The 25,076-nt window shown below is 41.7% G+C and carries 29 protein-coding genes; 20 read left to right on the forward strand and 9 right to left on the reverse strand.

Features of this window, described 5'->3' with window-relative positions; genetic code table 11:
- Both ACRZ9O_RS05235 and purQ read left to right on the forward strand, forming a co-directional pair.
- Positions 1 to 173: adenosylhomocysteinase (locus ACRZ9O_RS05235; RefSeq protein ID WP_459458021.1), on the forward strand; the 173-nt coding region annotated here is incomplete at its 5' end.
- Between the two features lie 365 nt (positions 174 to 538).
- Complete coding sequence (gene purQ, locus ACRZ9O_RS05240; RefSeq protein WP_459457052.1) at positions 539 to 1,225, forward strand: phosphoribosylformylglycinamidine synthase I; 687 nt, start codon at positions 539 to 541, stop codon at positions 1,223 to 1,225.
- Positions 1,226 to 1,299: 74 nt separating this feature from the next.
- On the opposite strand, the gene ACRZ9O_RS05245 is transcribed toward purQ, so the two are convergent.
- From ACRZ9O_RS05245 to ACRZ9O_RS05255, 3 genes are all read right to left on the reverse strand, one after another.
- Positions 1,300 to 1,902: a LolA family protein gene (locus tag ACRZ9O_RS05245; RefSeq protein WP_459457054.1), complete on the reverse strand. Its 603-nt coding sequence runs from the start codon at positions 1,900 to 1,902 to the stop codon at positions 1,300 to 1,302.
- A gap of 1 nt (position 1,903) precedes the next feature.
- Positions 1,904 to 4,324, reverse strand: coding sequence for an FtsK/SpoIIIE family DNA translocase (locus tag ACRZ9O_RS05250; RefSeq protein ID WP_459457056.1), 2,421 nt, complete (start codon positions 4,322 to 4,324; stop codon positions 1,904 to 1,906).
- A gap of 62 nt (positions 4,325 to 4,386) precedes the next feature.
- Positions 4,387 to 5,415, reverse strand: coding sequence for a quinone-dependent dihydroorotate dehydrogenase (locus ACRZ9O_RS05255; protein ID WP_459457058.1), 1,029 nt, complete (start codon positions 5,413 to 5,415; stop codon positions 4,387 to 4,389).
- A 116-nt stretch (positions 5,416 to 5,531) separates the two neighbouring features.
- Here ACRZ9O_RS05255 and ACRZ9O_RS05260 point away from each other — a divergent pair, with 116 nt between their 5' ends.
- The 3 genes from ACRZ9O_RS05260 to ACRZ9O_RS05270 are packed head-to-tail and all read left to right on the forward strand — an operon-like array spanning position 5,532 to position 8,129.
- Positions 5,532 to 6,494, forward strand: a complete 963-nt coding sequence (locus ACRZ9O_RS05260) for an alpha-E domain-containing protein (protein WP_459457060.1) — start codon at positions 5,532 to 5,534, stop codon at positions 6,492 to 6,494.
- A 58-nt stretch (positions 6,495 to 6,552) separates the two neighbouring features.
- Entirely contained in the window at positions 6,553 to 7,278 is a 726-nt protein-coding gene (locus tag ACRZ9O_RS05265; RefSeq protein WP_459457062.1) for a peptidase, read from the forward strand.
- Positions 7,275 to 8,129 carry a transglutaminase family protein gene (locus tag ACRZ9O_RS05270; protein ID WP_459457063.1) on the forward strand — a complete coding sequence of 285 codons (855 nt, stop codon included), beginning with the start codon at positions 7,275 to 7,277 and terminating at the stop codon, positions 8,127 to 8,129. Before ACRZ9O_RS05265 ends, ACRZ9O_RS05270 begins: the two co-directional genes overlap by 4 nt.
- On the opposite strand, the gene ACRZ9O_RS05275 is transcribed toward ACRZ9O_RS05270, so the two are convergent.
- On the reverse strand, positions 8,126 to 8,857 hold the full coding sequence (locus ACRZ9O_RS05275; protein ID WP_459457065.1) for an MlaE family ABC transporter permease: 732 nt from the start codon (positions 8,855 to 8,857) through the stop codon (positions 8,126 to 8,128). The genes ACRZ9O_RS05270 and ACRZ9O_RS05275 overlap by 4 nt on opposite strands.
- A gap of 38 nt (positions 8,858 to 8,895) precedes the next feature.
- Here ACRZ9O_RS05275 and ACRZ9O_RS05280 point away from each other — a divergent pair, with 38 nt between their 5' ends.
- Genes ACRZ9O_RS05280 through ACRZ9O_RS05295 form a run of 4 tightly spaced genes read left to right on the forward strand, consistent with a single transcriptional unit; the run spans position 8,896 to position 11,656 of the window.
- Positions 8,896 to 9,597, forward strand: coding sequence for an SDR family oxidoreductase (locus tag ACRZ9O_RS05280; protein WP_459457067.1), 702 nt, complete (start codon positions 8,896 to 8,898; stop codon positions 9,595 to 9,597).
- Positions 9,594 to 10,025: a tRNA (adenosine(37)-N6)-threonylcarbamoyltransferase complex ATPase subunit type 1 TsaE gene (tsaE, locus tag ACRZ9O_RS05285; protein ID WP_459457069.1), complete on the forward strand. Its 432-nt coding sequence runs from the start codon at positions 9,594 to 9,596 to the stop codon at positions 10,023 to 10,025. The genes ACRZ9O_RS05280 and tsaE overlap by 4 nt, the downstream gene beginning before the upstream one ends.
- A complete protein-coding gene (locus tag ACRZ9O_RS05290; protein ID WP_459457071.1) occupies positions 10,010 to 11,230 on the forward strand; it encodes an alanine dehydrogenase in 1,221 nt (406 codons plus the stop codon). The genes tsaE and ACRZ9O_RS05290 overlap by 16 nt, the downstream gene beginning before the upstream one ends.
- Before the next feature lie 3 nt (positions 11,231 to 11,233).
- On the forward strand, positions 11,234 to 11,656 hold the full coding sequence (locus ACRZ9O_RS05295; RefSeq protein ID WP_459457073.1) for a hypothetical protein: 423 nt from the start codon (positions 11,234 to 11,236) through the stop codon (positions 11,654 to 11,656).
- A gap of 118 nt (positions 11,657 to 11,774) precedes the next feature.
- On the opposite strand, the gene xerD is transcribed toward ACRZ9O_RS05295, so the two are convergent.
- Positions 11,775 to 12,683, reverse strand: coding sequence for a site-specific tyrosine recombinase XerD (gene xerD, locus ACRZ9O_RS05300; protein ID WP_459457075.1), 909 nt, complete (start codon positions 12,681 to 12,683; stop codon positions 11,775 to 11,777).
- Positions 12,684 to 12,756: 73 nt separating this feature from the next.
- Here xerD and aroQ point away from each other — a divergent pair, with 73 nt between their 5' ends.
- The 8 genes from aroQ to mog are packed head-to-tail and all read left to right on the forward strand — an operon-like array spanning position 12,757 to position 18,383.
- Complete coding sequence (aroQ, locus tag ACRZ9O_RS05305; protein WP_459457077.1) at positions 12,757 to 13,182, forward strand: type II 3-dehydroquinate dehydratase; 426 nt, start codon at positions 12,757 to 12,759, stop codon at positions 13,180 to 13,182.
- Between the two features lie 3 nt (positions 13,183 to 13,185).
- Positions 13,186 to 14,232 carry an aminotransferase class V-fold PLP-dependent enzyme gene (locus tag ACRZ9O_RS05310; RefSeq protein ID WP_459457079.1) on the forward strand — a complete coding sequence of 349 codons (1,047 nt, stop codon included), beginning with the start codon at positions 13,186 to 13,188 and terminating at the stop codon, positions 14,230 to 14,232.
- The gene (locus ACRZ9O_RS05315) at positions 14,222 to 14,791 is read left to right on the forward strand and encodes a MarC family protein (protein WP_459457081.1); all 570 of its coding nucleotides are present in this window, start codon (positions 14,222 to 14,224) and stop codon (positions 14,789 to 14,791) included. Before ACRZ9O_RS05310 ends, ACRZ9O_RS05315 begins: the two co-directional genes overlap by 11 nt.
- Positions 14,792 to 15,415 carry a ribonuclease H1 domain-containing protein gene (locus ACRZ9O_RS05320; protein ID WP_459457082.1) on the forward strand — a complete coding sequence of 208 codons (624 nt, stop codon included), beginning with the start codon at positions 14,792 to 14,794 and terminating at the stop codon, positions 15,413 to 15,415.
- Positions 15,402 to 16,121 carry a tRNA1(Val) (adenine(37)-N6)-methyltransferase gene (locus ACRZ9O_RS05325; RefSeq protein ID WP_459457084.1) on the forward strand — a complete coding sequence of 240 codons (720 nt, stop codon included), beginning with the start codon at positions 15,402 to 15,404 and terminating at the stop codon, positions 16,119 to 16,121. Before ACRZ9O_RS05320 ends, ACRZ9O_RS05325 begins: the two co-directional genes overlap by 14 nt.
- Positions 16,122 to 16,142: 21 nt before the next feature.
- Positions 16,143 to 17,096: a glycosyltransferase family 2 protein gene (locus ACRZ9O_RS05330; protein ID WP_459457086.1), complete on the forward strand. Its 954-nt coding sequence runs from the start codon at positions 16,143 to 16,145 to the stop codon at positions 17,094 to 17,096.
- Between the two features lie 2 nt (positions 17,097 to 17,098).
- Positions 17,099 to 17,890 carry a tRNA threonylcarbamoyladenosine dehydratase gene (locus ACRZ9O_RS05335; protein WP_459457088.1) on the forward strand — a complete coding sequence of 264 codons (792 nt, stop codon included), beginning with the start codon at positions 17,099 to 17,101 and terminating at the stop codon, positions 17,888 to 17,890.
- On the forward strand, positions 17,868 to 18,383 hold the full coding sequence (mog, locus tag ACRZ9O_RS05340; RefSeq protein ID WP_459457090.1) for a molybdopterin adenylyltransferase: 516 nt from the start codon (positions 17,868 to 17,870) through the stop codon (positions 18,381 to 18,383). Before ACRZ9O_RS05335 ends, mog begins: the two co-directional genes overlap by 23 nt.
- Before the next feature lie 125 nt (positions 18,384 to 18,508).
- Here mog and ACRZ9O_RS05345 read toward each other — a convergent pair whose 3' ends face one another.
- Positions 18,509 to 19,324: an aminotransferase class IV gene (locus ACRZ9O_RS05345; RefSeq protein ID WP_459457092.1), complete on the reverse strand. Its 816-nt coding sequence runs from the start codon at positions 19,322 to 19,324 to the stop codon at positions 18,509 to 18,511.
- Complete coding sequence (folP, locus tag ACRZ9O_RS05350) at positions 19,302 to 20,096, reverse strand: dihydropteroate synthase (protein ID WP_459457094.1); 795 nt, start codon at positions 20,094 to 20,096, stop codon at positions 19,302 to 19,304. The genes ACRZ9O_RS05345 and folP overlap by 23 nt, the downstream gene beginning before the upstream one ends.
- A gap of 150 nt (positions 20,097 to 20,246) precedes the next feature.
- Here folP and ACRZ9O_RS05355 point away from each other — a divergent pair, with 150 nt between their 5' ends.
- The 3 genes from ACRZ9O_RS05355 to ACRZ9O_RS05365 are packed head-to-tail and all read left to right on the forward strand — an operon-like array spanning position 20,247 to position 22,434.
- Positions 20,247 to 20,825: a DUF1599 domain-containing protein gene (locus ACRZ9O_RS05355; protein WP_459457096.1), complete on the forward strand. Its 579-nt coding sequence runs from the start codon at positions 20,247 to 20,249 to the stop codon at positions 20,823 to 20,825.
- Positions 20,825 to 21,907: a BT_3928 family protein gene (locus ACRZ9O_RS05360; protein WP_459457098.1), complete on the forward strand. Its 1,083-nt coding sequence runs from the start codon at positions 20,825 to 20,827 to the stop codon at positions 21,905 to 21,907. The genes ACRZ9O_RS05355 and ACRZ9O_RS05360 overlap by 1 nt, the downstream gene beginning before the upstream one ends.
- An 8-nt stretch (positions 21,908 to 21,915) precedes the next feature.
- Positions 21,916 to 22,434, forward strand: a complete 519-nt coding sequence (locus ACRZ9O_RS05365; protein WP_459457100.1) for a shikimate kinase — start codon at positions 21,916 to 21,918, stop codon at positions 22,432 to 22,434.
- Here the strand turns inward: ACRZ9O_RS05365 and ACRZ9O_RS05370 are convergent.
- Both ACRZ9O_RS05370 and ACRZ9O_RS05375 read right to left on the reverse strand, forming a co-directional pair.
- Positions 22,431 to 23,984, reverse strand: a complete 1,554-nt coding sequence (locus tag ACRZ9O_RS05370) for a hypothetical protein (protein ID WP_459457102.1) — start codon at positions 23,982 to 23,984, stop codon at positions 22,431 to 22,433. The two genes, ACRZ9O_RS05365 and ACRZ9O_RS05370, sit on opposite strands and share 4 nt — an antisense overlap.
- Positions 23,985 to 23,993: 9 nt before the next feature.
- On the reverse strand, positions 23,994 to 24,980 hold the full coding sequence (locus ACRZ9O_RS05375; protein ID WP_459457104.1) for a hypothetical protein: 987 nt from the start codon (positions 24,978 to 24,980) through the stop codon (positions 23,994 to 23,996).
- Positions 24,981 to 25,076 lie beyond the last annotated feature (96 nt).

Genomic DNA, 25,076 nt, shown 5'->3' on the forward strand with positions numbered 1-25,076 from the left:
CAGCGAGCTATGAGAACAAAGTTTACATTCTTCCTAAGCACTTAGATGAGAAAGTAGCGTTCTTACACTTAGCGCACATCGGGGCTAAATTAGAGAAGTTAGAAAAAGAGCAGGCGGATTACATTGGTGTACCTCAAGCAGGGCCATACAAGCCAGAGCACTACAGATACTAGGATTTATTTCCTCTTCGGTTTTGAAAGGCCGCGACTCGTAGAGTCGCGGCCTTTTTTTTACCAGCTACTTTCTATTCTCATTCTACGCCTAAAAAACTCACTCCGATTAACCTACCTTTATCCTATTACTCACAATCTAACCACCCTTATCATGAAAAAATTGATGACAAATTTCCTCCAATTAGTACTACTTATCTGCCTTTTAGGACTTTCATCTTGTTCATTAGACGCAGGGGCCATTATTGCCTTATCACAAAAGTATCCTTCGTATTAAATCCGTCCAGTAGAATAAAATAAATGCGAGAGAGGCTCTGCATTTTTCACTCAAAAACTGTAATTTTGCACAAAATAATAGCAAAGAAAATATGAAATTTGGTGTAGTAGTATTCCCAGGGTCCAATTGTGATGACGATACAGTCGGAGTCATTCAAAGTTTAGGCTATGAGGCAGTTAAACTTTGGCACAAAGAGACTGATCTACAAAACTGCGATTTCATTATCATTCCAGGCGGTTTCTCTTATGGAGATTACTTACGTTCTGGTGCTATTGCGCGTTTCTCCCCTATTATGGATCACGTTATCGAGCATGCTAAAAATGGCGGCTATTTAATGGGTATCTGTAATGGCTTTCAGGTCTTAGTAGAAGCTCATTTATTACCAGGTGTTTTATTAAGAAACAATTCTCAGAAATTCATTTCCAAGAATATCTACTTAAAGGCGGCAACTAACAATTCCTTGTTAACACAAGAATTAGATACCAACAAAGCCTATAAAATACCTATCGCACACGCAGAAGGTCGTTACTTTACAGATGAGAAGACATTGGCTTCATTAAAGTCAAATGATCAGATTTTATTCTATTATTGTGACGAGAATGGCGATGTTACAGAAGAATCTAACCCGAATGGAAGTCTTTTAAACATAGCTGGTATTTGCAACGAAGGTAGAAATGTATTCGGAATGATGCCGCACCCGGAGAGAGCAGCTGATCCAGATTTGAATAACACGGATGGATTAGAAATTATGAAGCAATTAATATTGCAAACAGTATAATCTTCCACATCACATATAAAAAAAGGCCCTTCGAAAAAGAGAGGCCTTTTTTTATATGCTAGAAGGTAGGTAGATTAACGCAAATCGTTCACTTCTACACCTGGAAATGTTTTCTTATCGAAAGAGAATAATTTATCGTCAGCGTTTACCTTCGAATTTAATTTAGCGACCTTGAAATATTGTTTCTTTCCTGCTTTGTTAAGGATGGTCCATTCGTTTACAGAAAGATCTTTTGAATTGATTTTAAGAGTGATACTCTTTATTTGGGTGCCTTTTGCTACCGGAGAAAGCTCCACTGTAGAAACACCAGCAGATTCGCCCTTTAACGCAATCTTATAAGCCTTCTTGTCGAAGGAATAGATTTTAGCAGGATTCAAATCACCTTCGGAAGGATCAAAGCTAGAAATGTTCACTTCATTTATTTCCTTAATGTAGGTAGCTACTTCTTTTCCATTATTAAAGATCTCCTGACCTGCCGTCTTTAAACGAAACTTTGTCCCCTTTACCGTGATGGAACCAGACAACGTGGCTGCTCCATCTGTTTGATACGTAAAATTGGCTGAGAATGAGCCCATGGCCTTGTATTTCTTCTGCATCCCATCAATTAGACTTACTGCCTTATTTGACTGCGCAAATAAGCTAAAACTCAAGCATAGTAATAATAGTCCTTTTTTCATCTTATAAATTTTTTAAAATCTCTTCTAATTCCGTTTCTGATTTTACGAGTACTTCTCTAGCTTTTGATCCGCCAAAAGAACCAACAATTCCTGTAGCCTCTAATTGATCAATCAACCGACCTGCCCTATTATAGCCTAATTTCAACTTACGCTGAATTAAAGAGGTACTACCTTGTTGATGCATTACAACTAAGCGAGCTGCCTCATCAAAGAAAGAGTCTCTATCGCTTGGGTCAAAATCACCGCGATCTTGTCCACCCATCTCCTCTGAATCGGGTTCAGGCAACAAATAAGCGGATGAATATCCCTGTTGATTTCCGATGAAATCACAGATATCTTCTACCTCTGGGGTATCTACAAAGGCACACTGTAAACGAATTACCTCAGATCCCATCGATAATAACATATCGCCCATGCCCACTAACTGATCAGCGCCACCGGCGTCAAGGATAGTGCGGGAGTCAATTTTGGACATCACCTTAAACGAAAGACGTGCAGGGAAGTTTGCTTTAATAGTACCTGTTATTACGTTCACCGAAGGACGTTGCGTCGCAACTACCAAGTGAATACCGATGGCACGCGCTAATTGAGCTAAACGCGCAATTGGATGCTCGACCTCTTTTCCGGCAGTTAACATTAAATCTGCTAACTCATCAATCACAAGGACGATATACGGCATAAAGTCGTGCTCGTTTGGATTTAAGCGACGGTTAATGAACTTTTGGTTGTACTCCTTAATATTGCGGCAACCTGCATCTTTTAACTTATCATAACGCAAGTCCATTTCCTTACATAACGAATTCAGGGTATTAACGACTTTCTTAGTATCAGTAATAATCGCCTCTGCTGAATCCGGGAGACAAGCTAAAAAGTGGCGTTCTAGCTTATTGAAAAGGGATAATTCCACCTTCTTAGGATCGACCAACACAAACTTCAAAGTCGCCGGGTGCTTCTTATAAATCAACGAAGTCAAGAGCATATTTAATCCTACAGACTTTCCTTGACCCGTAGCACCTGCCATTAAGAGGTGAGGCATTTTGGCTAAATCGGCTACAAAAATTTCATTCGAAATCGTCTTTCCTAAGGTGATAGGGAGATCGTAGGTAGATTTTTGGAACTTCTCAGAACCGATCACGGCACGTACCGGAACCATCTCGCGGTTCTTGTTGGCTACCTCGATACCGATGGTGTCCTTCCCTGGCATTTGGCCGATAATACGAACGCCCATTGCAGCTAAGGAAAGTGACAAATCATCTTCTAACGAAGTAATTTTACTTACGCGAACACCGGCCTTTGGAACGATTTCATACAGAGTAACTGTGGGTCCGATGGTCGCTTCAATCTTCTGAATCCCGATTCCGTAATTCAATAAAGTCTCGACGATCTTCTCCTTATTCGCCTTCAACTCATCCATCGTCACTTGCGATGTCTGGTTCTTTTGATCGTATTCCTTTAATAAATCGATTGTAGGGAACTGGTATTTAGGCAAATCAGCGGTAGGATCATATAGACCAAATTGCTCCACAAGATCGTTCGCTTTCATCTCCCGAGAAATGGGAGTAGGTTCTTCCTCGATCACCTCATCTGCCACATCAGCTACCTTATAAGTAAAGTCTAAGTCATCCTCTTTTTTTTCTTCTTCTACCACCACAGGCTCAGGTAAAACCTCTTCAGGAACTTCCTCCACAACGGGTGGGACAATCGGCCTAAATTCCTCTAAATCATCATTGTCCACATGCATTGCTGGTCCATCTTCATCAATGAACAAACTTTCCTCTTCTTCCTCCTCTTCCTCTAGCGTAGGAACTGCTACTTTGGCTTTCTTAGGATTTAACTGATAGAACAACACCAGGAAGATAAATCCGCCAAAACCAATCACAAAAATGGATAGGTAGCCTAATAATTGATATAATTTCTCATTGACAAAATACCCTACCCCTCCTCCAATGGAATGCGGCAAGTCTAACGAAAAGACAAAGAATCCAGCTAATAAACTAATCCACAAGATGTAGAATAGTACCTGCCAAGAGAGACGCTCTAAAGAGTATAACTCTTTTTTAAATCCTACTTTAAGTGCAGATAAATAAAACAAAGGGATCAACAAGAACGTCGACCAACCAAAAGTCTTGAACAAAAAGAAGTGCGCAATTTTTGCTCCTAAAAGACCCGCAAAATTTTTAATTGGAATATCGGAACCCTTGATTGTGTCCACCACACCACGTTCTACTTCGCTTTGATCTGAAACGCCCACAAAAAAACTAGATCCAAAAGACACCAATAAAAGGGTACCTATAAGAAATAAAAATGCAGCTATGATTAATTGAAAGCGATATAGAACAGCGCCGTCCATTTTTCTTTTGGGCTTATCTTGCTCAAAATTAAGCTGTAAGGTGCTTGTGGGGTTACTAATCTTTTTTGCCATTGAAGGAACTAGGAGTTAATCTTATAAATTTCGCTTTTTTGATTCGATTTACAAAATCAAATTTAAAGTCCAGCAGCTAATATTTCTTGGTTAATTTCTTTAATCAAACCTGGGCCTTCATAGATGAAGCCAGAATAGATCTGCACTAGAGAGGCTCCTGCCTTTAATTTCTCAATGGCATCCGCGCCAGAATGAATACCGCCTACCCCGATGATGGGGAACTGGCCGTTTGATTTTTGATGTAAATAAGCAACCACCTCAGTAGACCGTTGAGTTAAAGGCTTTCCACTTAATCCACCCATCTCGCCTTTTTGAGATGATTGCAGACCTTCTCGCGACAAAGTGGTATTCGTCGCAATCACACCTGCCAGACGAGTTTCTAACACAATTTCAATCACATCATCCAATTGATCATTACTCAAATCCGGAGCAATTTTCAATAAAATTGGTTTCTGAACCGGCTTTAGTGCATTCAAATCCTGCAAAGTTTGCAGCAATTGTTTCAAAGGCTCTTTTTCCTGCAAAGCACGCAAATTAGGGGTATTAGGAGAACTGACATTCACAACAAAATAATCCACTACATCGTATAAAGACTCAAAACCTTGGCAATAATCATCATCCGCTAATTCATTAGGTGTCACTTTATTCTTACCTAAATTCCCTCCCACAATTATTTTTGATCTGCGTTTTTCCAAACGAGCCTTCATCGCTACTAAGCCTTCGTTATTAAACCCCATTCGGTTAATAATTGCATCGTCCTCGACTAAACGAAACAAACGGGGCTTGGGATTACCGTCTTGAGCTTTCGGGGTCACCGTTCCTACTTCAATAAAGCCAAATCCTAATTCGGCAAATTCATCGATTAACATCGCATTCTTATCAAAACCTGCCGCCAAGCCTACTGGATTAGGAAAATGAAGCCCAAAAATCGTCCGTTCTAATCGTTTGTCCTCCACCTGAAATAAGGCTTTGAAGAGCAAAGACATCCCCGGAATACGCAAGGCTAAGCTAATTAAATCGGCTGCTAGGTAATGCGCGCGTTCTGGATTGAACAAAAAGAAAAGAGGTTTTATGAAAATTTGATAAAACATGTGGATTTTTTGAGCGAATTATACCACAAAAATACAAAAAAGGACGGGTCGATGCCGCACTCTTAAAAAAAATCCTAATTTTAAGATATCAAGCATTTTACCCAAATTCATAGCCTATGTTAAGTCGTGTTGCCAATTCCATCTATTGGATGAACCGCTACATCGAAAGAGCGGATAATTATGCCCGCTTTATCTCGGTGAATTTTAATCTTGCTCTAGATTTACCACCCAATGTACCGGAACAATGGGAGCCCTTAATCGTGGCAACGGCTGATCACTATAACTTTTTTGAGCATTATGCTGAGGCTAATCGAGAAAATGTATTGTATTTCATGACCTTCGATGTCAATAATCCCAATTCGATACTTTCTTGTCTTTTTTCTGCTCGTGAAAATGCGCGCACCATACGTGAAAGTATCTCCAAAGAAATGTGGGAATATGTGAACCAAATTTATTGGAAAGTGAAGGACCGGGTGGAGGGCAGCAAAAGCTGGGAACTTGCACGTTACCAAGGATTTCTAGAGGAAATCAAGTCTGGAAGTCAGCTATTTTATGGAATCGTAGATTCAACCATTACGCGCGGTGAAGGCTGGCATTTTGGGCAATTAGGAAAATTATTAGAGCGCGCTGATAAAACAACCCGTTTTTTAGATGTTAAATATTTCACATTATTGCCAAATGTGGAATCGGTTGGGTCTCCCCTCGATCTGTTATTGTGGTCATCTGTATTGAAATCTGTTTCTGCCTACAATATGTTTCGTCAACAATACAAAGTGGTCAATCCTACGAACATTGTGGAGTTTTTGATCTTGGACAAAGGGTTTCCGCGCTCCGTGGTGCATTGCTTAACCGAAGCAGAACAATCACTTTATGCGATTTCAGGGACTTCATTTGACCACGGATATTCGAATTTAGCTGAGAAAAAGCTATCTAAAATCCTATCTGAGGTGCAATTCACTGAAATCGAAGATATTTTAACGACTGGCTTACACCAGTTTTTAGATGATTTCCAAACCTCCAACAACGACATTGGACAAACCATTCATAATACCTATTTTGACCTGAAGCCGGTCAACTAAACCCATCTTTTCAAATAAATAGTGTAATATTGCGCTCCCAATTGCCACCCATCATCGTATGACATTTTGTTTAGGAATTACCGTTAAAGAAGGCATTATTGCCATTGCAGACACCCGAATTACAGCGGGTAACGAAGTATATTCGAATAAAAAAATCTCCATTCACGAGATTAATAATCATTCCCTTTTTATCATGACGGCTGGATTGCGTTCCGTTCGTGATAAGGCGGTTACGTATTTTAATCAAGCTATAGTGGATGAAGAGGAAAGCTACGATTATATGTTTCAAGCAGCTACATCTTTTGGCCAAAAACTAAAACAAGTTGCGGCAGAAGATCGCGAAACCCTCGAAAAAGAAGGATATGCCTTTAATCTACATGCTATCGTTGGCGGACAAATGCCTAAAGATGCGGAGCACAAGCTATTTCTCATTTTCCCGGAAGGCAATTGGATTGAAATTAACGATGGATTAAAATACCAGATTATTGGTAATTCGAACTACGGAAAACCCTTATTAAATAGAAATTTAACACACGAAACATCCCTGAAAGAGGCGCTCAAAATGGGTTTCTTATCCTTTGATGCTACCCAAGTCAGCGCTAACGATGTCGATTATCCCATCGATGTGGTTGTTTATGAAAAAGGCAGTTTCAAAGCGAAAGAGGTTCGATTATACAAGGAAGATATGCAAGCCATTTCCGATGATTGGAATGAAGCCCTACGTAAATCGTTAAAAGGAATCGATGAAGATTGGATGAAAGAGTTAATTTCCCCTTCGAAATGATCGCGCGCATCCAGCATAAACTTCGGTATGATTACAGTGAATCGGTCACTTTAGATCCGCACGTCCTCTATTTACATCCGCGAAAAAGTGCTCTTTTAACGGTTCAAGATTTCCAATTAGACATCCAACCCAACCCAGTACAAGTCTCTAAAAACCTAGATCCAGAGGGAAATATTCAAAATATTCTGTTTTTCAAAGAGCCCACCTCTTTTTTATCCATCGAGGTAAATGCTGTAGTAGAAACAACTGAATTTAACCCGTTTGACTTCGTCTATTTCCCTTTTGATAGCAAAACCTTACCGATTACCTATTCCCGTTCCTATCAAAAAACACTCAGCCCTTATTTAGGTTTGGAAGGGGTAACGCCTCACGTAGAGCAGATGGCCCGCCAAATCGCATCTGGCGTCCGTTACAGCACATCAGACTATCTTTCTGCACTGAACGAATTCATCTTTTCCAATTTTGCCTATGAGATTCGCGAGGAAGGAAATCCGAATACACCGGAATTCACTATGATTAACCGCAAGGGATCATGCCGTGATTATGCCGTCTTATTCTCTGCTTTGTGCCGTGCCATGGGTCTAGCTACGCGATTTGTTTCAGGCTACTACATTGGCGTTGCACCAGTAGACGTGCCTAATCAAACACATCATTTGCACGCTTGGGTGGAAGTTTATTTGCCAGGAGGTGGCTGGAGAGGCTATGATCCTACCCAGCACGAAGTGGTTTCTGGCAACCACATTCCATTAGCCGCTTCTTGTTTGCCAGAGGAAATAACACCCGTTTACGGATCTTATAGAGGTTCTGCGAGCTCTGCTTTAACTACCAACGTGTTTATCGAAAGAATTTAGCCGACTAATAATTGGGCCAAAAGATAATCAGCAATCAAAATTGCAATACAGGAATTCGTAACCGCTGCGGTACTCGCCGTTCCTACTTCATAGGCTCCTCCTTTTGTATAAAATCCTTTAAAGGCAGAAATCGTAACGATTAAAAAGGCAAATACCACTGATTTCGTCAAGGCAAAAATCATGTAGTTCCCTTTGAATTGGAATTGTAACCCTTTAATGTATTCTTGTGGAGAGATGGCTCCTGTTAACCATCCAGCTAAATACCCGCCATAAATGGCTAGAAAACAAGCTAAGGTAACTAACATAGGGAAAGTAATAATCGCCGCGATGATTTTAGGCAATACTAAATAAGAACGAGAATTAATCCCCATTACTTCTAATGCATCAATTTGTTCCGTAATGCGCATCGTTCCTAATTGACCCGCGATATTAGAACCGATTTTACCGGCTAATACCACACAAGTAATGGTAGGACCCATCTCTAAAATAGTCGAATCACGTACAATTAAACTGATAATGTATTGGGGAACGAAGGGGTTATCCATATTAGCAGCTGTTTGAACGCAAGTCACAGCACCTAAAAAGGAAGAAACAATGGCAACAATCAATACCGAATTAATCCCAATGTCGATGCATTCTTGAAAAGTCAAGGCGAGATAAACCCGAAATTTCTCTGGATTTGTAAAAAGCTTACCCAGGAAGATTAAATATTTGCCTAATTTTGACATCTGATTGGTATATTACACATCGATATTTATCAAAGATAATGAACAAAACGGCAATAATTAGCGGAGGTAGCCAAGGAATTGGCAAAGCATTGGTGAAAAAATTCCTTTCGGAAGGATTTACCGTCTATACCTGCTCGCGAACAGGCGAGAAATTGAAGGAACTTTCAGCTGAATTTAATTCTACCTCTTTACACACTTTTGTGGCTGATTTAAGCGACAAAAAGCAATGCCAGGACTTTGCTGGATGGGTTTTGGGCCAAACCAAAACTATTGATGTACTGATTAACAACGCCGGTTTTTTTATGCCAGGTCAAATCCAGAACGAAGAGGATGGCGTTCTTGAGCGTCAAATCGAGGCTAATTTATACAGCGCCTATCATTTAACACGCGCCTTTTTACCGACTCTACAGGCCCAAAAATCTGGCCACATTTTTACTATCTGTTCCACAGCCTCTATTACGGCTTATACTGCCGGTGGATCCTATTGCATCAGTAAGTTTGCCTTATTAGGCTTCACTAAAGTCTTGCGCGAGGAAACAAAGTTGCAAGGCATCAAAGTGACAGCCATCTTACCAGGAGCTACTTTAACCCCTGCTTGGGATGGAGTTGAATTACCTGAATCGCGCTTTATACCCGCAGACGATGTGGCATCTACGATTTATTCGGCTTATATGATGAATCCATCGACTGTTTTAGAAGAAATACTCATCAGACCACAATTAGGGGACATCGAACTATGAGACCCTGGGATAAATACAGCATCACGGAATTGCCCGAAATAGCGACTAGTCTCATTCGCGAGACGAAAGACTACCCCAATGTGTGGTTGTTTCGCGGTGAAATGGGTGCTGGAAAAACGACCTTGATAAAGGAGATTTGCCACCAATTAGGAGTGGCACAATCCGTCCAAAGCCCTACTTTTTCACTCGTGAATGAATATGTAGACGGTAAAGGCAACCCCGTATATCATTTTGATTTATACCGATTGAAGAACGCACAAGAGGCTTTCGACATCGGATTAGAAGAATATTTAGACTCTGGACACTTGTGTCTAGTGGAGTGGCCGGAGCAGGCGGAGGAGTTTTGGACCTTTGAACATCTGGAACTAAACGTTTCCCATGTAGATGACGCGCACCGTAAATTAGAAGTTGTATGGCGAAGATATTAGAGCACAATCCCTTTCAGGACTTACTTTCAAAACAAGGAATTGCCCCTTTAGAGGCGATGGCTTGGACAAAGCAGAATGCCCAAAGCATCCGCATTAGTATTCCAAAGGAATCCGACCCGAACGAAAACCGCATATCTCTAAGCCCACAAGCCGTTGCCTTATTAACGAATAATGGCCACGAAATCGTGATCGAAAAAGGCGCAGGAGAACGAGCAGGCTTCAGTGATTCAGACTATTTATTAGCCGGAGCGAGTGTGAGTGAGGATGTGGCGATGATTTGGCAAAGTGCGTTGACTTTAAAGATCACCCCTCCTACCATCGCAGAAATCGCTCGCATGAAAGAAGGCCAAGCCTTTATTTCAAGTGCCTCCTACCAACATTTATCCTCCGAGTTAATCGACGCCATTAATGCCAAAAAGCTGATGGCCATCGGCCTAGAATTCGTCGAAGACAATGGCGGCGGCTTCCCTTTCATTAAAATAATGGCAGAAATTGCTGGACAGTTGATCTTACCCATTGCAACGGATTTGATTCAAAAGAAAAAAGGATTGCTTTTAGGACACGTCACCGGCGTTCCTCCTTGTAATTTAGTTCTTTTAGGATCGGGTCAAGTCGTGGAGCAGGTGGCGCGAGCGGCAGCGAGCGCAGGCATTCAGTTCCAAGTTTTCGATAAAGATATTTACAAGTTACAGCGCCTAAAAGCGGCGCTTGGTTTCCCCATCGTCACGCAGGTGATTGACTCAGAAAACCTAGCAAAAGCGCTACAAGAAGCCCAAATCATCGTAGGAGCGTTGCGTTCAGAAAGTGGGATTACCCCTTGCATCGTGACCGAAGAAATGGTGAGCAAACTGAATCCTGGAACATTGATTTTGGATGTTTGCATCGATCAAGGCGGCTGTTTTGAGACGTCTGAGGCGTGCACGATTCAGCATCCAACTTTTGAAAAATACGGCGTCACACATTTCTGTGTACCGAATATCCCATCTCTTGTAGCTCACACCTCTAGTTTAGCGATGAGCAACCTGATGACCTCCTTCATCTTGAAGGCGGGGAAGACAGGGGGTGTGGAAGAAATGCTTTGGCAAGGAAAATCCTTCATGAAAGGGATATTCTGCTACCGAGGCTTTGTAACGCAACCGAGCACTGGAAAATTATTCCACAAACCGGTCAAAGACATTCAATTATTATTACTAAGTAAGAGTTAAATCATGATCGAAGATTACACAGCCCTTTCAAATGCACCTAATTCCCCAGACCTAAACGGGAAATACTTAGGCCTCATCTCCTCGGATTTTATCAAAGTTGCTGATGCCTTGAAAGAAGCGTCCTACCAAATCAAAAAACGTGGCTTCTCCGACTTTCCCATCTTTGTGACCTCCCAACGTCCCATTGAAATAGGCCAAAAATTGATCGGCGTTGGTGAAATGCACGAAAACAAGTGGAACTACCACGCTTCGATGATGGAAGAATTTGTGCAGCGCAAACTGATCGCAGAAGAGAACATGGAGCTCTTTGTCCAAAACTTCAAAGACATTGAAGAATTCGCGTGTCTTTTCGTGGTGGATGGTCAGTTTACGAATTTTGTGTTTATCCCTTTTCCTGAGGAAGGTTCGGAGATTAGAGAACTCTAAAAAGAGAGCATAAAGCACAAAGAATAAAGCATAGAGTTAGAATCGCCTATGGCGATGAATTCATGAAGTGCTACCTCCGGACTCATTTCCTTCAGACTAAATCTTTATTCTTTGTGCTTTATTCTTTATGCTTTAAAGATGAAAAAGGATGAAAATCCTGCACCATCTGCGTCAAATACGCCCGATCCAAGTGCGTATAGATCTCCGTCGTTAAGATCGATTCATGGCCCAGCATCTCCTGGACCGCACGTAAATCTGCTCCACCCTCAATTAAATGTGTTGCAAATGAATGTCGAAAAGTATGGGGGCTGATTACTTTCGTGATGCCTGCTTTCGCGGCGAGGTCTTTACAAATCAAGAAAACCATCACGCGACTTAAGCCTGAACCTCGGCGATTGAGAAAAACGAAGTGAGTGGCATCTTTTTTGACAGGCACAGAAGGCCTAACCGATTCTAGATACAAATTCAAAAACTTGAATGCATCGCGGCCCGCGGGAACCAGGCGCTCTTTGTCGCCCTTTCCACGGACTTTGATGAAGCCTTGATCTTCGTAGATATCTTCTCTTTTTAAGCCAATTAATTCAGAAACACGCAATCCGGCTCCGTACAAGAATTCTAGCATCGCACGGTTTCGAACGCCTTCTGGACTAGAGAGATCTGCCTGATCAAGAATGGCCGTGATCTCGTCGAAGGAAAGGGTATCGGGCAATTTGCGACCCATTTGGGGATTTTTCACGTGGACAGTGGGGTCCGCTTTTAAGGTACCATCGAAAACGAGAAATTGAAAAAAGGCTCTAATACCTGAAAGGGTACGTGATTGGGTGCTTGCTTCAATCCCTAAGCTATGCAGGTCTTTTAAGAAGGCCAAAATATGAGATTCATCTACTTGGTTTATTGCCACGGGTGAAAAAGCCAAATAGGTTTCCAGTTTTTGTATGTCCCGTAAATAGGCTTCGTGGGAGTGCTTGGATAAGCCCCGCTCTATTTTTAAGTAATCACCAAAAGACTGGATTTCTGTCTCCCACATATACATTTTATGCTTTGAATCCCGTAAATTTAAAGTAATTACGTATTTTTACACCGCATGTCCCCTTATTAATATGGTAAGAAAGAAAATATTGATCCTGAATGGCCCTAATTTGAATTTATTAGGCACGCGTGAACCTGAGATTTACGGAGCACAGACGTTCGAGCAGTTTTTGGAAATCTTACAAGATAAGTTTGGGGAGCAATTAGACATCTCTCATTTTCAATCCAATGAAGAAGGAGCGTTAATTAATAAATTGCACGAAGTAGGATTTACTTATGATGGCATTTTATTCAATGCGGGCGGCTATACACATACATCTATAGCTTTAGGCGATGCGGTGGCAGCCATCAAAACACCCGTGATTGAGATTCACATTTCAAATGTACATGCACGGGAAGATTTCCGTCACCACAGCTATTTGAGCCCTAAGGCAAAAGGAATCATCGTCGGTTTAGGCCTTCGTGGTTACGAGTTAGGCCTTTATTCCTTTATTTAACCCATGTTATCCTTCTACCCTGGCCCCTCTAAGGTTCATCCAGAGGCCCTTGGATACATTCAAGAGGCTTTTGAGCAGGGTATTGTCAGCATCAACCACCGGAGCGAACGCTTCGAAAAGCTACTCGAAGAAACATTTGAGGTGCTTCATGAGAAATGGAATATCCCATCGAACTATACCATCTATTTCGTTTCATCGGCGACAGAAGCCTGGGAAATCGTCATTCAATCCCTTGTTAGAACAAAATCAACCCACTTATATAATGGCGCTTTTGGCAAAAAATGGGCACATTACGCCGGATCCGTTGCGGAATCATTTGAATTCGCTATAGACCAAAGCCTTGCAGAATTTGCACAGCAAATAGGAACTATTCAGGGTGACACCTTATGTCTGGTCCAAAGTGAAACATCGAATGGAACAGGTCAACAAATCCGCCGAGCAGATTATCAACTAGCAGAAGATGCCCTCGTTGCTGTGGATGCCACTTCATCGATGGGCGGCATTGAATTGCCATGGAATGAGGCCGATGTTTGGCTGGCTTCGGTACAGAAATGCATCGGAATTCCAGCCGGAATGGGTCTGATGATCTGCTCCCCTAAGGCTTTGGCTCGGGCAAGAGAATTAGATCGGGCGACACATTATAATGACGTGTTGTTTTTAGAAGAGAATAGACAACTTTTCCAAACGCAAATGACACCGAATGTATTAAGCATTTACCTGGTTTACCGATTGACGCAGCAGCTGCCAATGCTTTCTGAAATACATCGTGCGACTTTAGCTAAAATGAAAGTGTGGACGGATTTCTGGGATAATGAAACGGAGTTCAGCTATTTAATAGAAAACCCAGCGTTGCGATTGCCTACTGTTTTGGCCTTAATAGGAGCACCTGATAAGATCAAACAATTACACCAAATATGTCTAATCAAAGATATAGAGCTCGGAAAAGGATATGGAAAATGGAAAGAAACCAGTTTCCGCATCGCTAATTTTCCAGCGCACACAATTGAAGATATTGAAACACTCATCCAAACCATAAAATATGAACTTTAATTTCAAAGAAATTCTTTCATCCTCCTTGATTTTATTTTCGGTGATTGATATTCTAGGATCCATTCCCATTATCATCGACTTGCGCAAGAAAAACGGAGATATTCATCCTGGACAAGCCACACTTGCTTCAGGAATCATCATGATTGGATTCTTTTTTGCCGGGAAATTCATTTTACATTTATTGGGCGTAGATACCAATTCGTTTGCTATGGCAGGTGCACTTATCATTTTCTTGATTGGTATGGAAATGACATTAGGCAGAAGTATTTTCAAGAGTGAGGAAATTGAAACGAATACACATTCCATTGTTCCATTGGCCTTTCCGATTATCGCAGGTGCAGGAACGATGACGACTTTGATTTCCTTAAAATCGCAATTCGAAGAGGAAAATATCATCATTAGTATCTTCATTAATCTCATTTTCATTTATATCGTTTTGCGTTCAAGTGTATGGATAGAGAAGAAACTAGGAAGCGCTGGGACGCAGATTTTGCGGAAGATTTTCGGAGTTATATTGATTGCGATCGCGATTAAGATCTTTAAATCACGTTTGATGTAGATGGCCAAAAAACAAAAATACTATGTGATTTGGGCGGGTCATCAGACCGGAATCTTCGATTCCTGGGCAGAGACCGAAAAGAATATCAAGGGCTTTGCGGGTGCACAATACAAGTCTTTTGAGTCAAAAGCCGAAGCAGAAAGCGCGTCAAAAAAGAATTATTGGGCGAGTGTGTCTCCAGCATCTAAGACTAAAACACCCCGATTAAACGCGGCTAAATTCATTATTCCAAGTATCTCCGTTGATGCAGCCTGTGCCGGAAATCCAGGGGTATTGGAATACCAGGGTGTAAATACAGAAACGAAAGAGGTGTTATTTGCTCGCGGCCCATTTCCCGAAGGCACTGTCAATCTAGGCGAATTTCTAGCCATTGTTCATGGCCTGGCTTATTTAAAGAAATTAGACTGCCCCTACCCTTTGTATTCTGATTCCAGAACGGCCATTGCTTGGGTTAGAAATCGCGCCATCAAAACCAATCTGGAGCGCAATTCAAATACAGAAGAGTTATTCAAGATGGTAGACAATGCCATCACTTGGTTAAAAAGTAATCAGTATTCCACCAAAGTCTTGAAGTGGGAAACCGAGGACTGGGGTGAAAATCCGGCAGATTATGGCCGAAAATAGATCCCTTTTCGAATTCAAACAATTCTCTTTACATCACGGAAATCCGGGATTGAAGATTAGCACAGAGGCTTGTCTTTTTGGCGCTTGGGTCTCCTTGAAAGCTCGTGGTAATTGTTTGGATATTGGAACAGGGTGTGGTCTATTAGCTTCAATGCTGGCAAAAGCTAATCCTACCTGTAGCGTAAATGCACTAGAAATACACCCGGAGGTGGCGAAGGTTGCCTCGGAAAATTTCCAAAACGGTCAGTTCAAAAATCGCTTAAATGTTACCCAAACAGATGTCAGCGAATATAATCCTGACGAAAAATTCGATTTCATCTGCTCCAATCCACCTTTTTTCACGAATCACCTAGCTTCAACAGATGAGGCTAAACACATGGCGATTCATGCGGATCATTTAAGTCCGGCTGAATTAGCTGCCTCCATTGAACGATTACTAACGAAAGAAGGAGAATTTGCGGTGCTTTATCCAGCTGATGTTTTGGCCCTATTCGAACAATCATTGAATGCAAATGGGTTGTTCCTCCATGAAAAAGTGACCATCTATTCGAATCCGTCAAGCCCCGTTTTACGCGTAATGGCGAGCGGATCAAGAGAAAAAAGCACAATCAAGGACGGTCGAATAAACATCAAAACCGAACAAGGCGAATACAGCCCGGAATTCATCGAATTATTAAGACCCTTTTATATCATCTTTCCTTCATAATTATTTTGTATTTTTGCCCATATGTTACAGCTATCCATCGTAGTACCTCTTTATAACGAAGCCGAATCGCTTACAGAACTATGTTCTTGGATCGATCGAGTGATGAAAGAAAATGCGTTTTCTTACGAGATGATCTTCGTAAACGATGGCAGCAATGACAATTCCTGGGAAGTTTTAAAGCAATTATCAACCCAATACAGCACCATTTTAGCCATCTCCTTTGCCCGCAATTATGGGAAATCAGCTGCCCTTCACGAAGGATTCAGTAAGGCTTCCGGCCAAGTAGTCATCACCATGGATGCTGATTTGCAAGATTCTCCAGACGAAATCCCAGAATTATATCGATTGATTACCGAGGAAAATTACGACCTAATTTCCGGCTGGAAGCAGAAGCGATTCGATCCTATTTCCAAAACTATTCCAACCAAATTATACAACGCAGCCACTCGCAAATTATCTGGCGTTCATTTACACGACTTCAACTGCGGCTTAAAAGCGTATAAAATCGAAGTAGTGAAAACCTTGCGTTTGTATGGCGAAATGCACCGCTACATTCCTGTTCAAGCGAAATGGAATGGATTTACAAAAATTGGAGAGAAGGTGGTTCAACACCAAGCTCGCAAGTATGGAGTGACTAAATTTGGTTTAGAGCGCTTCCTGTATGGTTTCTTAGATCTATTATCGATTTCATTTGTGCAGATTTTCGGGAAACGTCCGATGCATTTGTTTGGAAGCCTGGGTATCCTGTCCTTCTTAACGGGTTCCGGGTTGACCATCTATTTAATGGCTGTTAAAATTTATAACATCGCTTATAATTTAAAGTACCGCAACGTAACCGACAATCCACTTTTCTTTTTAGCACTTGTCGCTATCATATTGGGCGTGCAACTCTTTTTAGCCGGATTTATCGGGGAGTTATTAATTACTAACTCGGATAAGACGACGAATTATCAAATCAAGGAAGAAATATCCTAATTATGCCAAACAACGATCTAAGCTGGCTAAGCCGCTCTGAACTCTTGATCGGACCGGAAGGGATCGATAAATTACAAAAATCACACGTTTTAGTTGTCGGATTAGGGGGCGTAGGCTCCTTTGCTGCTGAATTCATCGCACGATCTGGCGTGGGCCGAATGACCATCGTCGACGGAGACGTGGTGGATCCAACTAACCGTAACCGACAATTACCCGCTTTAGCGACAAACCATGGGGTTTCCAAAGCCCAAATCATGGCCGAACGCTTACAAGCCATCAACCCGGCTCTTGAATTAACAGCCATCGAACAATTCTTAAGTCCTGAAGAGGCGAAGAACTTGCTAGAAACGACGAAATTCGATTACGTCATGGACTGTATCGATTCCGTAACCCCTAAAGTCACCTTGCTTAAAACAGCCTACGATTTAGGTTTTAAGATTGCCAGTTCGATGGGTGCCGGTGGCAAAATGGATCCAACCCAAATCAGAACGGCGGATTTACTAAACACACGTGAATGCTATTTAGCCTCTTTAGTGCGCAAACGCATTCGCAAAATGGGAGTAGGTAAAGGAATTAAGGCCGTTTTCTCTTTGGAAAAAGTAAAAGACGAATCGCTTATCCTTACGGACGGCAGCAACTTTAAAAAATCTGCCTACGGAACTATCTCTTATTTACCTGCAGCCTTTGGAGGCGTAGTCGCTTCTATCGTCATTCGTGATCTTTTAGACGAGCCGATTCCGATGGAGAAGAAACTTAAATTACCCAAAAAGAATGATCAAAATAGGCGTAATTAATGTGTCTGACCGGGCTAGTGCGGGTATCTACGAAGATATTCCAGGGAAGGCCGTGGTCGAGTTATTAAAAGAATACCTTGAATCTGATTTTGAGGTGGTATACGCCGTAGTTCCCGATGAACAAGATCAACTCGAGGCGAAGATGATCGAAATGTCAGAGGAGGTATGTTTATTAGTAACTACCGGAGGAACTGGACCTGCCTTACGCGATGTCACCCCAGAAGCGACAGAGGCAGTATGCCAAAAGATGATGCCGGGTTTCGGTGAATTAATGCGCTCTGTAAGCTTACAATATGTTCCTACCGCTATCCTAAGTCGTCAAACAGCCGGCATACGCAATCAAACATTAATTCTAAATTTACCAGGAAAACCGAAAGCCATCAGACAATGCCTAGAGGCTGTTTTCCCAGCTATACCCTATTGCATCGATCTGATCGGTGGACCTTTCTTGGTTTGTAGGGAGGAGAATATGAAGGCTTTTAGGCCGAATTAGAGCTTCGCTCTACAAAGCACAGAGCATAAAGCACAAAGAATAAATTCAGGCTTAGGCGTATTTCACAAAATCATCCTCGCAGAGGATTCCGACTTTATGCTTTATGCTCTATTCTTTATGCTTTATTAGGCTTCTGAGCCTAACAACATCCCATACAGCCTCTCCGTCACCTCACCCCTCTTCCCATCTCCTATTTGTTTCCCATCTATGGAGAGAATAGGCAAGACGCGCTTCGTGCTTCCTGTCGTAAATACTTCATCCGCATTCATGAAATCTGCTAAAGAACAAGCACCCACACGGACCTCGTAAAAAGAGGAAGCTAATTCAATCACCTTTTTACGCGTAATTCCTTCTAAAATATGGTCTGCAGGAGTGTGAATCACACCCTCTTTGACACAAAACAAATTAGAGCGAGACGATTCTGAGACACCAAACTCAGGAGTATGGTAAATCAAATCATCGCCACCTGCTGCTCGAACTGCAGGCATTTCGCGTAAGGCGAAAGCATAATTCAAGGATTTAATATCGGCCATTTCGCGCTTGTACTCCCGACTTATCAGACGCATTCCGTTAGTAGGCTCTGCAAAAGTGAATACCCCAGGGAAAATATATAACTCTGATTCGCCTACTGGATCGAATCCATTCAAACTAAATCCAGCTGTTAAAACCAATTTAACTCCGAGGCAAGGATCGACAGATTTAGCCGCGATCTCATTAATTAACGTAGCTAGCGACTCTTTAGAATAGCTATGCGACAAACCCATTTTCGAGGCTGAACTCAAAAAACGATCCAAATGATCCGACATAAAGATGGGTTTTCCATCCATGATACGGAAGAAATCGAAGATGCCAAAGCCGCGCAAAAAACCTACATCCTTGACGGAAACGGTCACCTGTTCGGGGTCTTGCCAAGTACCTTTATAATAAATGGGATATGCCATTTTGTTGTAGTTTTTGAACTAAATGTATGGTTTCTTTGGCCTGCTTCACATCGTGAACGCGCAAGATAGAGGCTCCTTGTAATAAAGCAATGGTGTGTAAAACGGTGGATCCGTTCAAAGCTTCATCTGCTGCAATACCTAATTCTTTCCAAATCATCGTCTTGCGCGACAAGCCCGCTAAGATGGGCGCACCTAATAATTTGAATGAACGAAGATGTGCCAATAAGGTATAATTATGATCTAATGATTTAGAAAAGCCAAAGCCTGGATCCACAATCAGATCTTTAAAACCGCGGGCACGAAGCTCCTGGACTTTTGGCAATAAATCGTGTATTACTTCTGCTACCACATTCTGGTAATCTGGCACCTCATGAACTTGCTCGAAACGCCCTACGCTATGACTCAGAATATAAGGAACTTGATTCTTAACGATGAAATCAAAGACGCCTTCGTCCATTTGACCGGCACCGATGTCATTAAACAGATGCGCACCCGCCGCTAAAGCTGCTTTCGCAACCGCAACACGGTAGGTATCTATGGAAATAATAACAGATGGATATGCCGCGGAAATAGCCGAAATAATGGGACAAACCCGCTCAATCTCTTCCTCTGGGCTCACAGGTGCTGCCCCGGGTCTAGTCGAATGTCCGCCGATATCCAAAATCAAGGCACCAGCATCGATCATGGAAGATGCCTGTTTCAAGGCTAAATCAACAGAGCTTACGCGACTTCCTTCGAAAAAGGAATCGGGGGTGATGTTCAAAATTCCCATGATTTTGGGCTTCGAAAAATCAAGCAATTGCCCATTTAAACGGATTGTTTGACTTGTAGAAAAAAGAGCGTCCAAATCGAGTGAATTTTAGGATAATTTAAATAATTTTGTAGGCTATAAAAACGTGAGCATCGTCTAAAAACTGATTCTATGAATAGGGACTCAACGCCTTCCCAAACCGAAATCGAATATCGCCAAGTAATTTCATTCTGCAAAGCCTTGTTTGATAAAAAAAACAAAGATTACGGTACTTCATGGAGAATTTTACGACTATCTAGCTTAACCGATCAGATCTTCATTAAAGCCCAACGCATTCGCAGCATCCAAGAGAAAGGAGCACAAAAAATCGAAGATGGCATCGAAGGAGAATTCATTGGAATCATCAACTACTGCATCATCGCGCTAATCCAAAAATCGCTGGAAGGTTCCGATCAAATGGAATTTGCCCCAGAGGAATTAGGCCGCATTTACGATGAGCAAGTAGAAATCACCTTGGAATTATTGCGCAATAAGAACCACGATTACGGCGAAGCTTGGCGCGACATGCGCATTAGCAGCATGACGGATCTGATTCTGATGAAGATTTTCCGCACAAAGCAAATCGAAAACAATGATGGCGTAACCCTTGTTTCCGAAGGAGTTGAGGCTAATTACCAAGACATGCTTAACTATGCCGTATTCTGCCTAATCACATTGAAAGGCGAGCAACAGCAGCAACAACAGCAATAATGACCAAAATCGCGAAGTTTTTATTGGTAGGAATTTTCATCTTCTCCGGTCTCATTAAATTAAATGATCCGATAGGAACCCAACTAAAACTGGAAGAATATTTTGACGTATTCTCTGTAGACTTCGCCTTTATGGCAGGTTTTTGGAAGTTTTGGATTCCATATGCGCTGATTCTATCCATTCTTCTTAGCAGTTTAGAAATCGTTTTAGCGATTGCACTAGCCCTGAATTACCGCATCAAACAGACTTTATATGCCTTTGTAGGTATCCTAGCTTTCTTTGGATTTTTGACTTTCTATTCCGCTTATTTTAATAAGGTGACGGACTGTGGATGCTTTGGCGAAACGATCAAATTAACACCCTGGACGTCTTTTGGAAAAGACATTTTCCTACTCGTTCTGACTGCCATTTTACTCGTTACGAAGAAACCTAAAGACAAAAAAACGGGCAAATGGGTGGCAGCTACAGCCGTCGCTAGCATTGCCCTGGGGATATTCTGCTATTTACATTTACCTATCAGCGATGGATTACCCTATGCGGTAGGCGACCATATTCCAAGCAATATGAAGGAGCGCGAGCCACTAAAGTTCTCCTATGTATACAAAATCAAAGGGGTTGAAACGGAGCTAAGTGAAATGCCTACCGATACGACGGCGCAATTCATTTCCATGCAAGCGACGAATGAAAAAGAAGCAAAACCCTTGATTACAGACTACCAATTGTGGGCGGAAGGGGATACAACCAATTATACACAAGAGAGTTTTAAAGGGTCAAAATTGATGGTTATTATCCCGAACATTCATCACATGAATGAGGGGGCATTGTCAGAAATTGAGCAATTAACGAAAGGATTGAAGAATATTACGGTTTGGCTTGTTTCTGCCTCTCCGGATGCCGAGGTCAATGCCCTGCGACATAAATACCAATTAGCGTTTCCAGCCCTATCAGCTGACACGAAAATACTTAAAACAATCGTTCGCTCTAGCCCAGGTTTGTGGTTATTAAAGGATGGGACAGTGAGAGGAAAATGGTCTTCCTACGCCCTACCCTCAGCGGATGAGATTCAACAAAGCCTAGAATAAAAACCAGAATGAAGAATATCTATTTAGTAGGAATGCCCTCCTCGGGTAAAAGCACCCTGGGGAAAGAATTAGCAAAGAATATCGGTTACTCGTTTATGGACATGGATAAGTTGATTGAAACCCGTGAACAGAAGACGGTATCGGAGATCTTTTCGAATTTTGGCGAGGCGCATTTCCGCGAAATAGAAAAAAAGACGTTGCGTGGTTTTCAACCGGATCAATCGATGGTGATCGCAACGGGTGGCGGAGTACCTTGCTTTAATGACAATATGGACTTTATTAAGCAAAATGGCGTTAGCGTATTCCTAAACGTAGATGTGACTGATTTAGCGACGCGTTTATACAAAGCGCAAGGAAACAACCGTCCTTTACTGGATAAGTCCCAAAGCGAAGAAGTTGTCATCGCCTCCATCAAAAAAACCTTCGAGGAACGCCTTTCTTTTTACCAGCAAGCTGATATCCAAGTAGACGGAGAAATTACCGTAAGTCAATTACTTTGGCTATTAGACCAATACTTACCAGTTTAGAAATAAATCCCACCTCCCAACATGAATTGAGTGGAGCTCAGGTTCAAGGAGGCAGAGCTATAATCTTCTACATTCTTTAACGCATATGGTGTATAGGCATCTTTCTGTGTCCTTTGAATGGCCGTCAAATCTATATAGAAAGTAGAACTTCGGTATCCAATTCCTCCAGAGAATAGAAAAGAATTGCGATTAATCGAATCATAACTCGGTGCATAACCACCTTCATACATAGCAGCACCACCTCGTATACTCAACATAGGTAAAACGCGAATTTCAGCACCCACCTTCACATTCAATGCGCCTTCAAAATTGCGGGAGATTTGACTATTGTATTTTGTCTGAAATGCTTGATTAGCAGAGCCACCTAATTCAGCGGAATATACTTTCATTCCACCATAACCGACATATTCTAAGTCAGCAGTCAGAAAACCTCTCTTCGAGAAGAAATAAGCGAAGCCTCCTGAAATCTTCAATGGACTTAAGAATTGGTAAGTAAATTCATTAGTCGTTAAACGGATTGGATTCACTTTCGTAATGGTAATGGGATTTCCAGAAGACCCAATGCTTGGAATTCCGATGACATTCGGATTTAAACGCGCGTCATAGGTTTCATTCATTTGATCATAATAGGTAGGTGTTCTTAAGGCAAACGAAAGTCTTAGAGATGAATTTACTTTATAAATACCGCCAAGGCTAAGGGCAATTCCTGATCCATTTGTTTGTAAAGTTTCATCATATTGAAAACCAGCTACCTGCTTTGCCCCGATGTATTCTTCTTTCCAATTAGTCGTGGAACTAGAAGTTATTTTAGAAAAATGCAAAGCAGCACCTAAATAAAATTTATCTCGATAAGAAGCGCCATAAGCAAAATCCCAGGAGGTTAATGCGCCAGAATTAGAAGCAAATCCTACCTGACTAGTGGGCAATAAAGGCTGAAAACGCTCAAATGGAGCACCACCCGTATTAAAATTCGGGTTGATTAAAAAGGTTTGGTAGGCTAAGGCCTCTGCAGAAGATGCCGTTCCAGAGCTAGTATCATACTCATCATCTAAGCTAGCTCCTGTTGCCTCTTTATCATTTGCCTTTTCTATAAAACTATCAAGTAATGAACTGCGATTATTAGTTCCAGAAACCCGAATTGGCTGTATAAAAATAGCCTGTCTTGAATAGCCAAAACCAAACGATCCATGCCAATCACCCCCACTAAGCGTATTACTCGAAATCACCATCCCTAAAGTAGGCACTTGTAACTGACTGTCTGATGCTTCATCCGTGGATGACAAATAAGTCGATTTCGTTTGTACCCCCGTATAAGCAAGACTCATATTCACTTCTGACCGAGTATAAAAACCTAATCCAGCTGGATTTCCTGAGATAGCACTTAAATCAGCACCTAATGCACTATTTGCACCACCTAATGCCTGCATTCGAGCCGTTCCAGACGAATAGCTTGTCGAAAATTGCTTAGCTAAACCTGGGTAAGTATAGATTTGGGCCATAGCCTCGCTCAGCGTAAACACGCTGATTAGTAAGAAAAGAGCTTTTTTCATGATCGTAAATTAACGAGGACCGCGACTAGAACCACCTCCACTACTCCCGCCGGAACTTCCGCCAGAACTTGGACTACTATAAGAAGGAGATGAATTGCTATTCGATCTTTGCCCTCCCTCTACTGGCGCCGCCTTATATTCGTAATTCGAATTACGGCGTGGAGCCACATAAGCCGGTTGAGTACTCGAACCAGAAGATTGATTGGATGGTTGAGTATTCACCCTTGGTAAATTATTTCCTTGCGTATTATAGGAATTATTCCCACCTCGAGGTGAATTGGAATAATTACCACCTGAACTACGGTTTGATGAACGATCCTCACGCGGCCCAAAGTTTCTTCGCTCACGCGTATCATTTACTATATTTTGACCACCAAACCCTGTATTGAATCCTCCTGGACCATAGTAGTTATAGGTTCTGTAGTAATTATTAAACCCATAAGGATTGTAAAAGGGGCTGTAAAATGGACTGTAGAATGCGCTATAGTAGGGGTCAAAAAACGGATTAAATGGATCATTAAATGGAGAGTAAAATGAATAAGGATTGAAAACCGAAACTCCTATACCCATACCTATACCAAAAGATCCAAAAGTTCTGATAGGCCTACCAAAATATGAAAAGGAAGGATTCCAATAGTTAAATGGCGTGTATCGATAGCCATATCCCATATAAGGGCTATTGAATAAACCATCATTAAGTCCTTGCTGGTAAGCGGATTGATATAAATTAGGATTAACACGCGTAAACGACTCTTGTGCTAAGCCTTCTTGTTCTTCAATAATTTCAGCTTCAACATCCGACTCTTCTAAATCTTGAAAATCAAGGTATTTCTTATCTTTAGCGGCTTTAGCGGCCTGAACTTTAGCCACCTGAATACTGCGATTCGACTCATCGTATAAATCATCTGTCGCGTAAGAATTATTCGTCACATTCACGCAGCTGGAAAGGATTCCAAATCCTACAAGCAATAAATAAGCAAAGGATTGATTTTTCATGGTTTTTAGCGGATGATGTCAATTAAAAGGCTAACAAAACGTATCTTTGTAACGTTCCATTTTTCAAACGTAAAGTAAACGAAAAAACGAACATTA

The sequence above is a fragment of the Aquirufa sp. HETE-40SA genome (assembly GCF_054558635.1).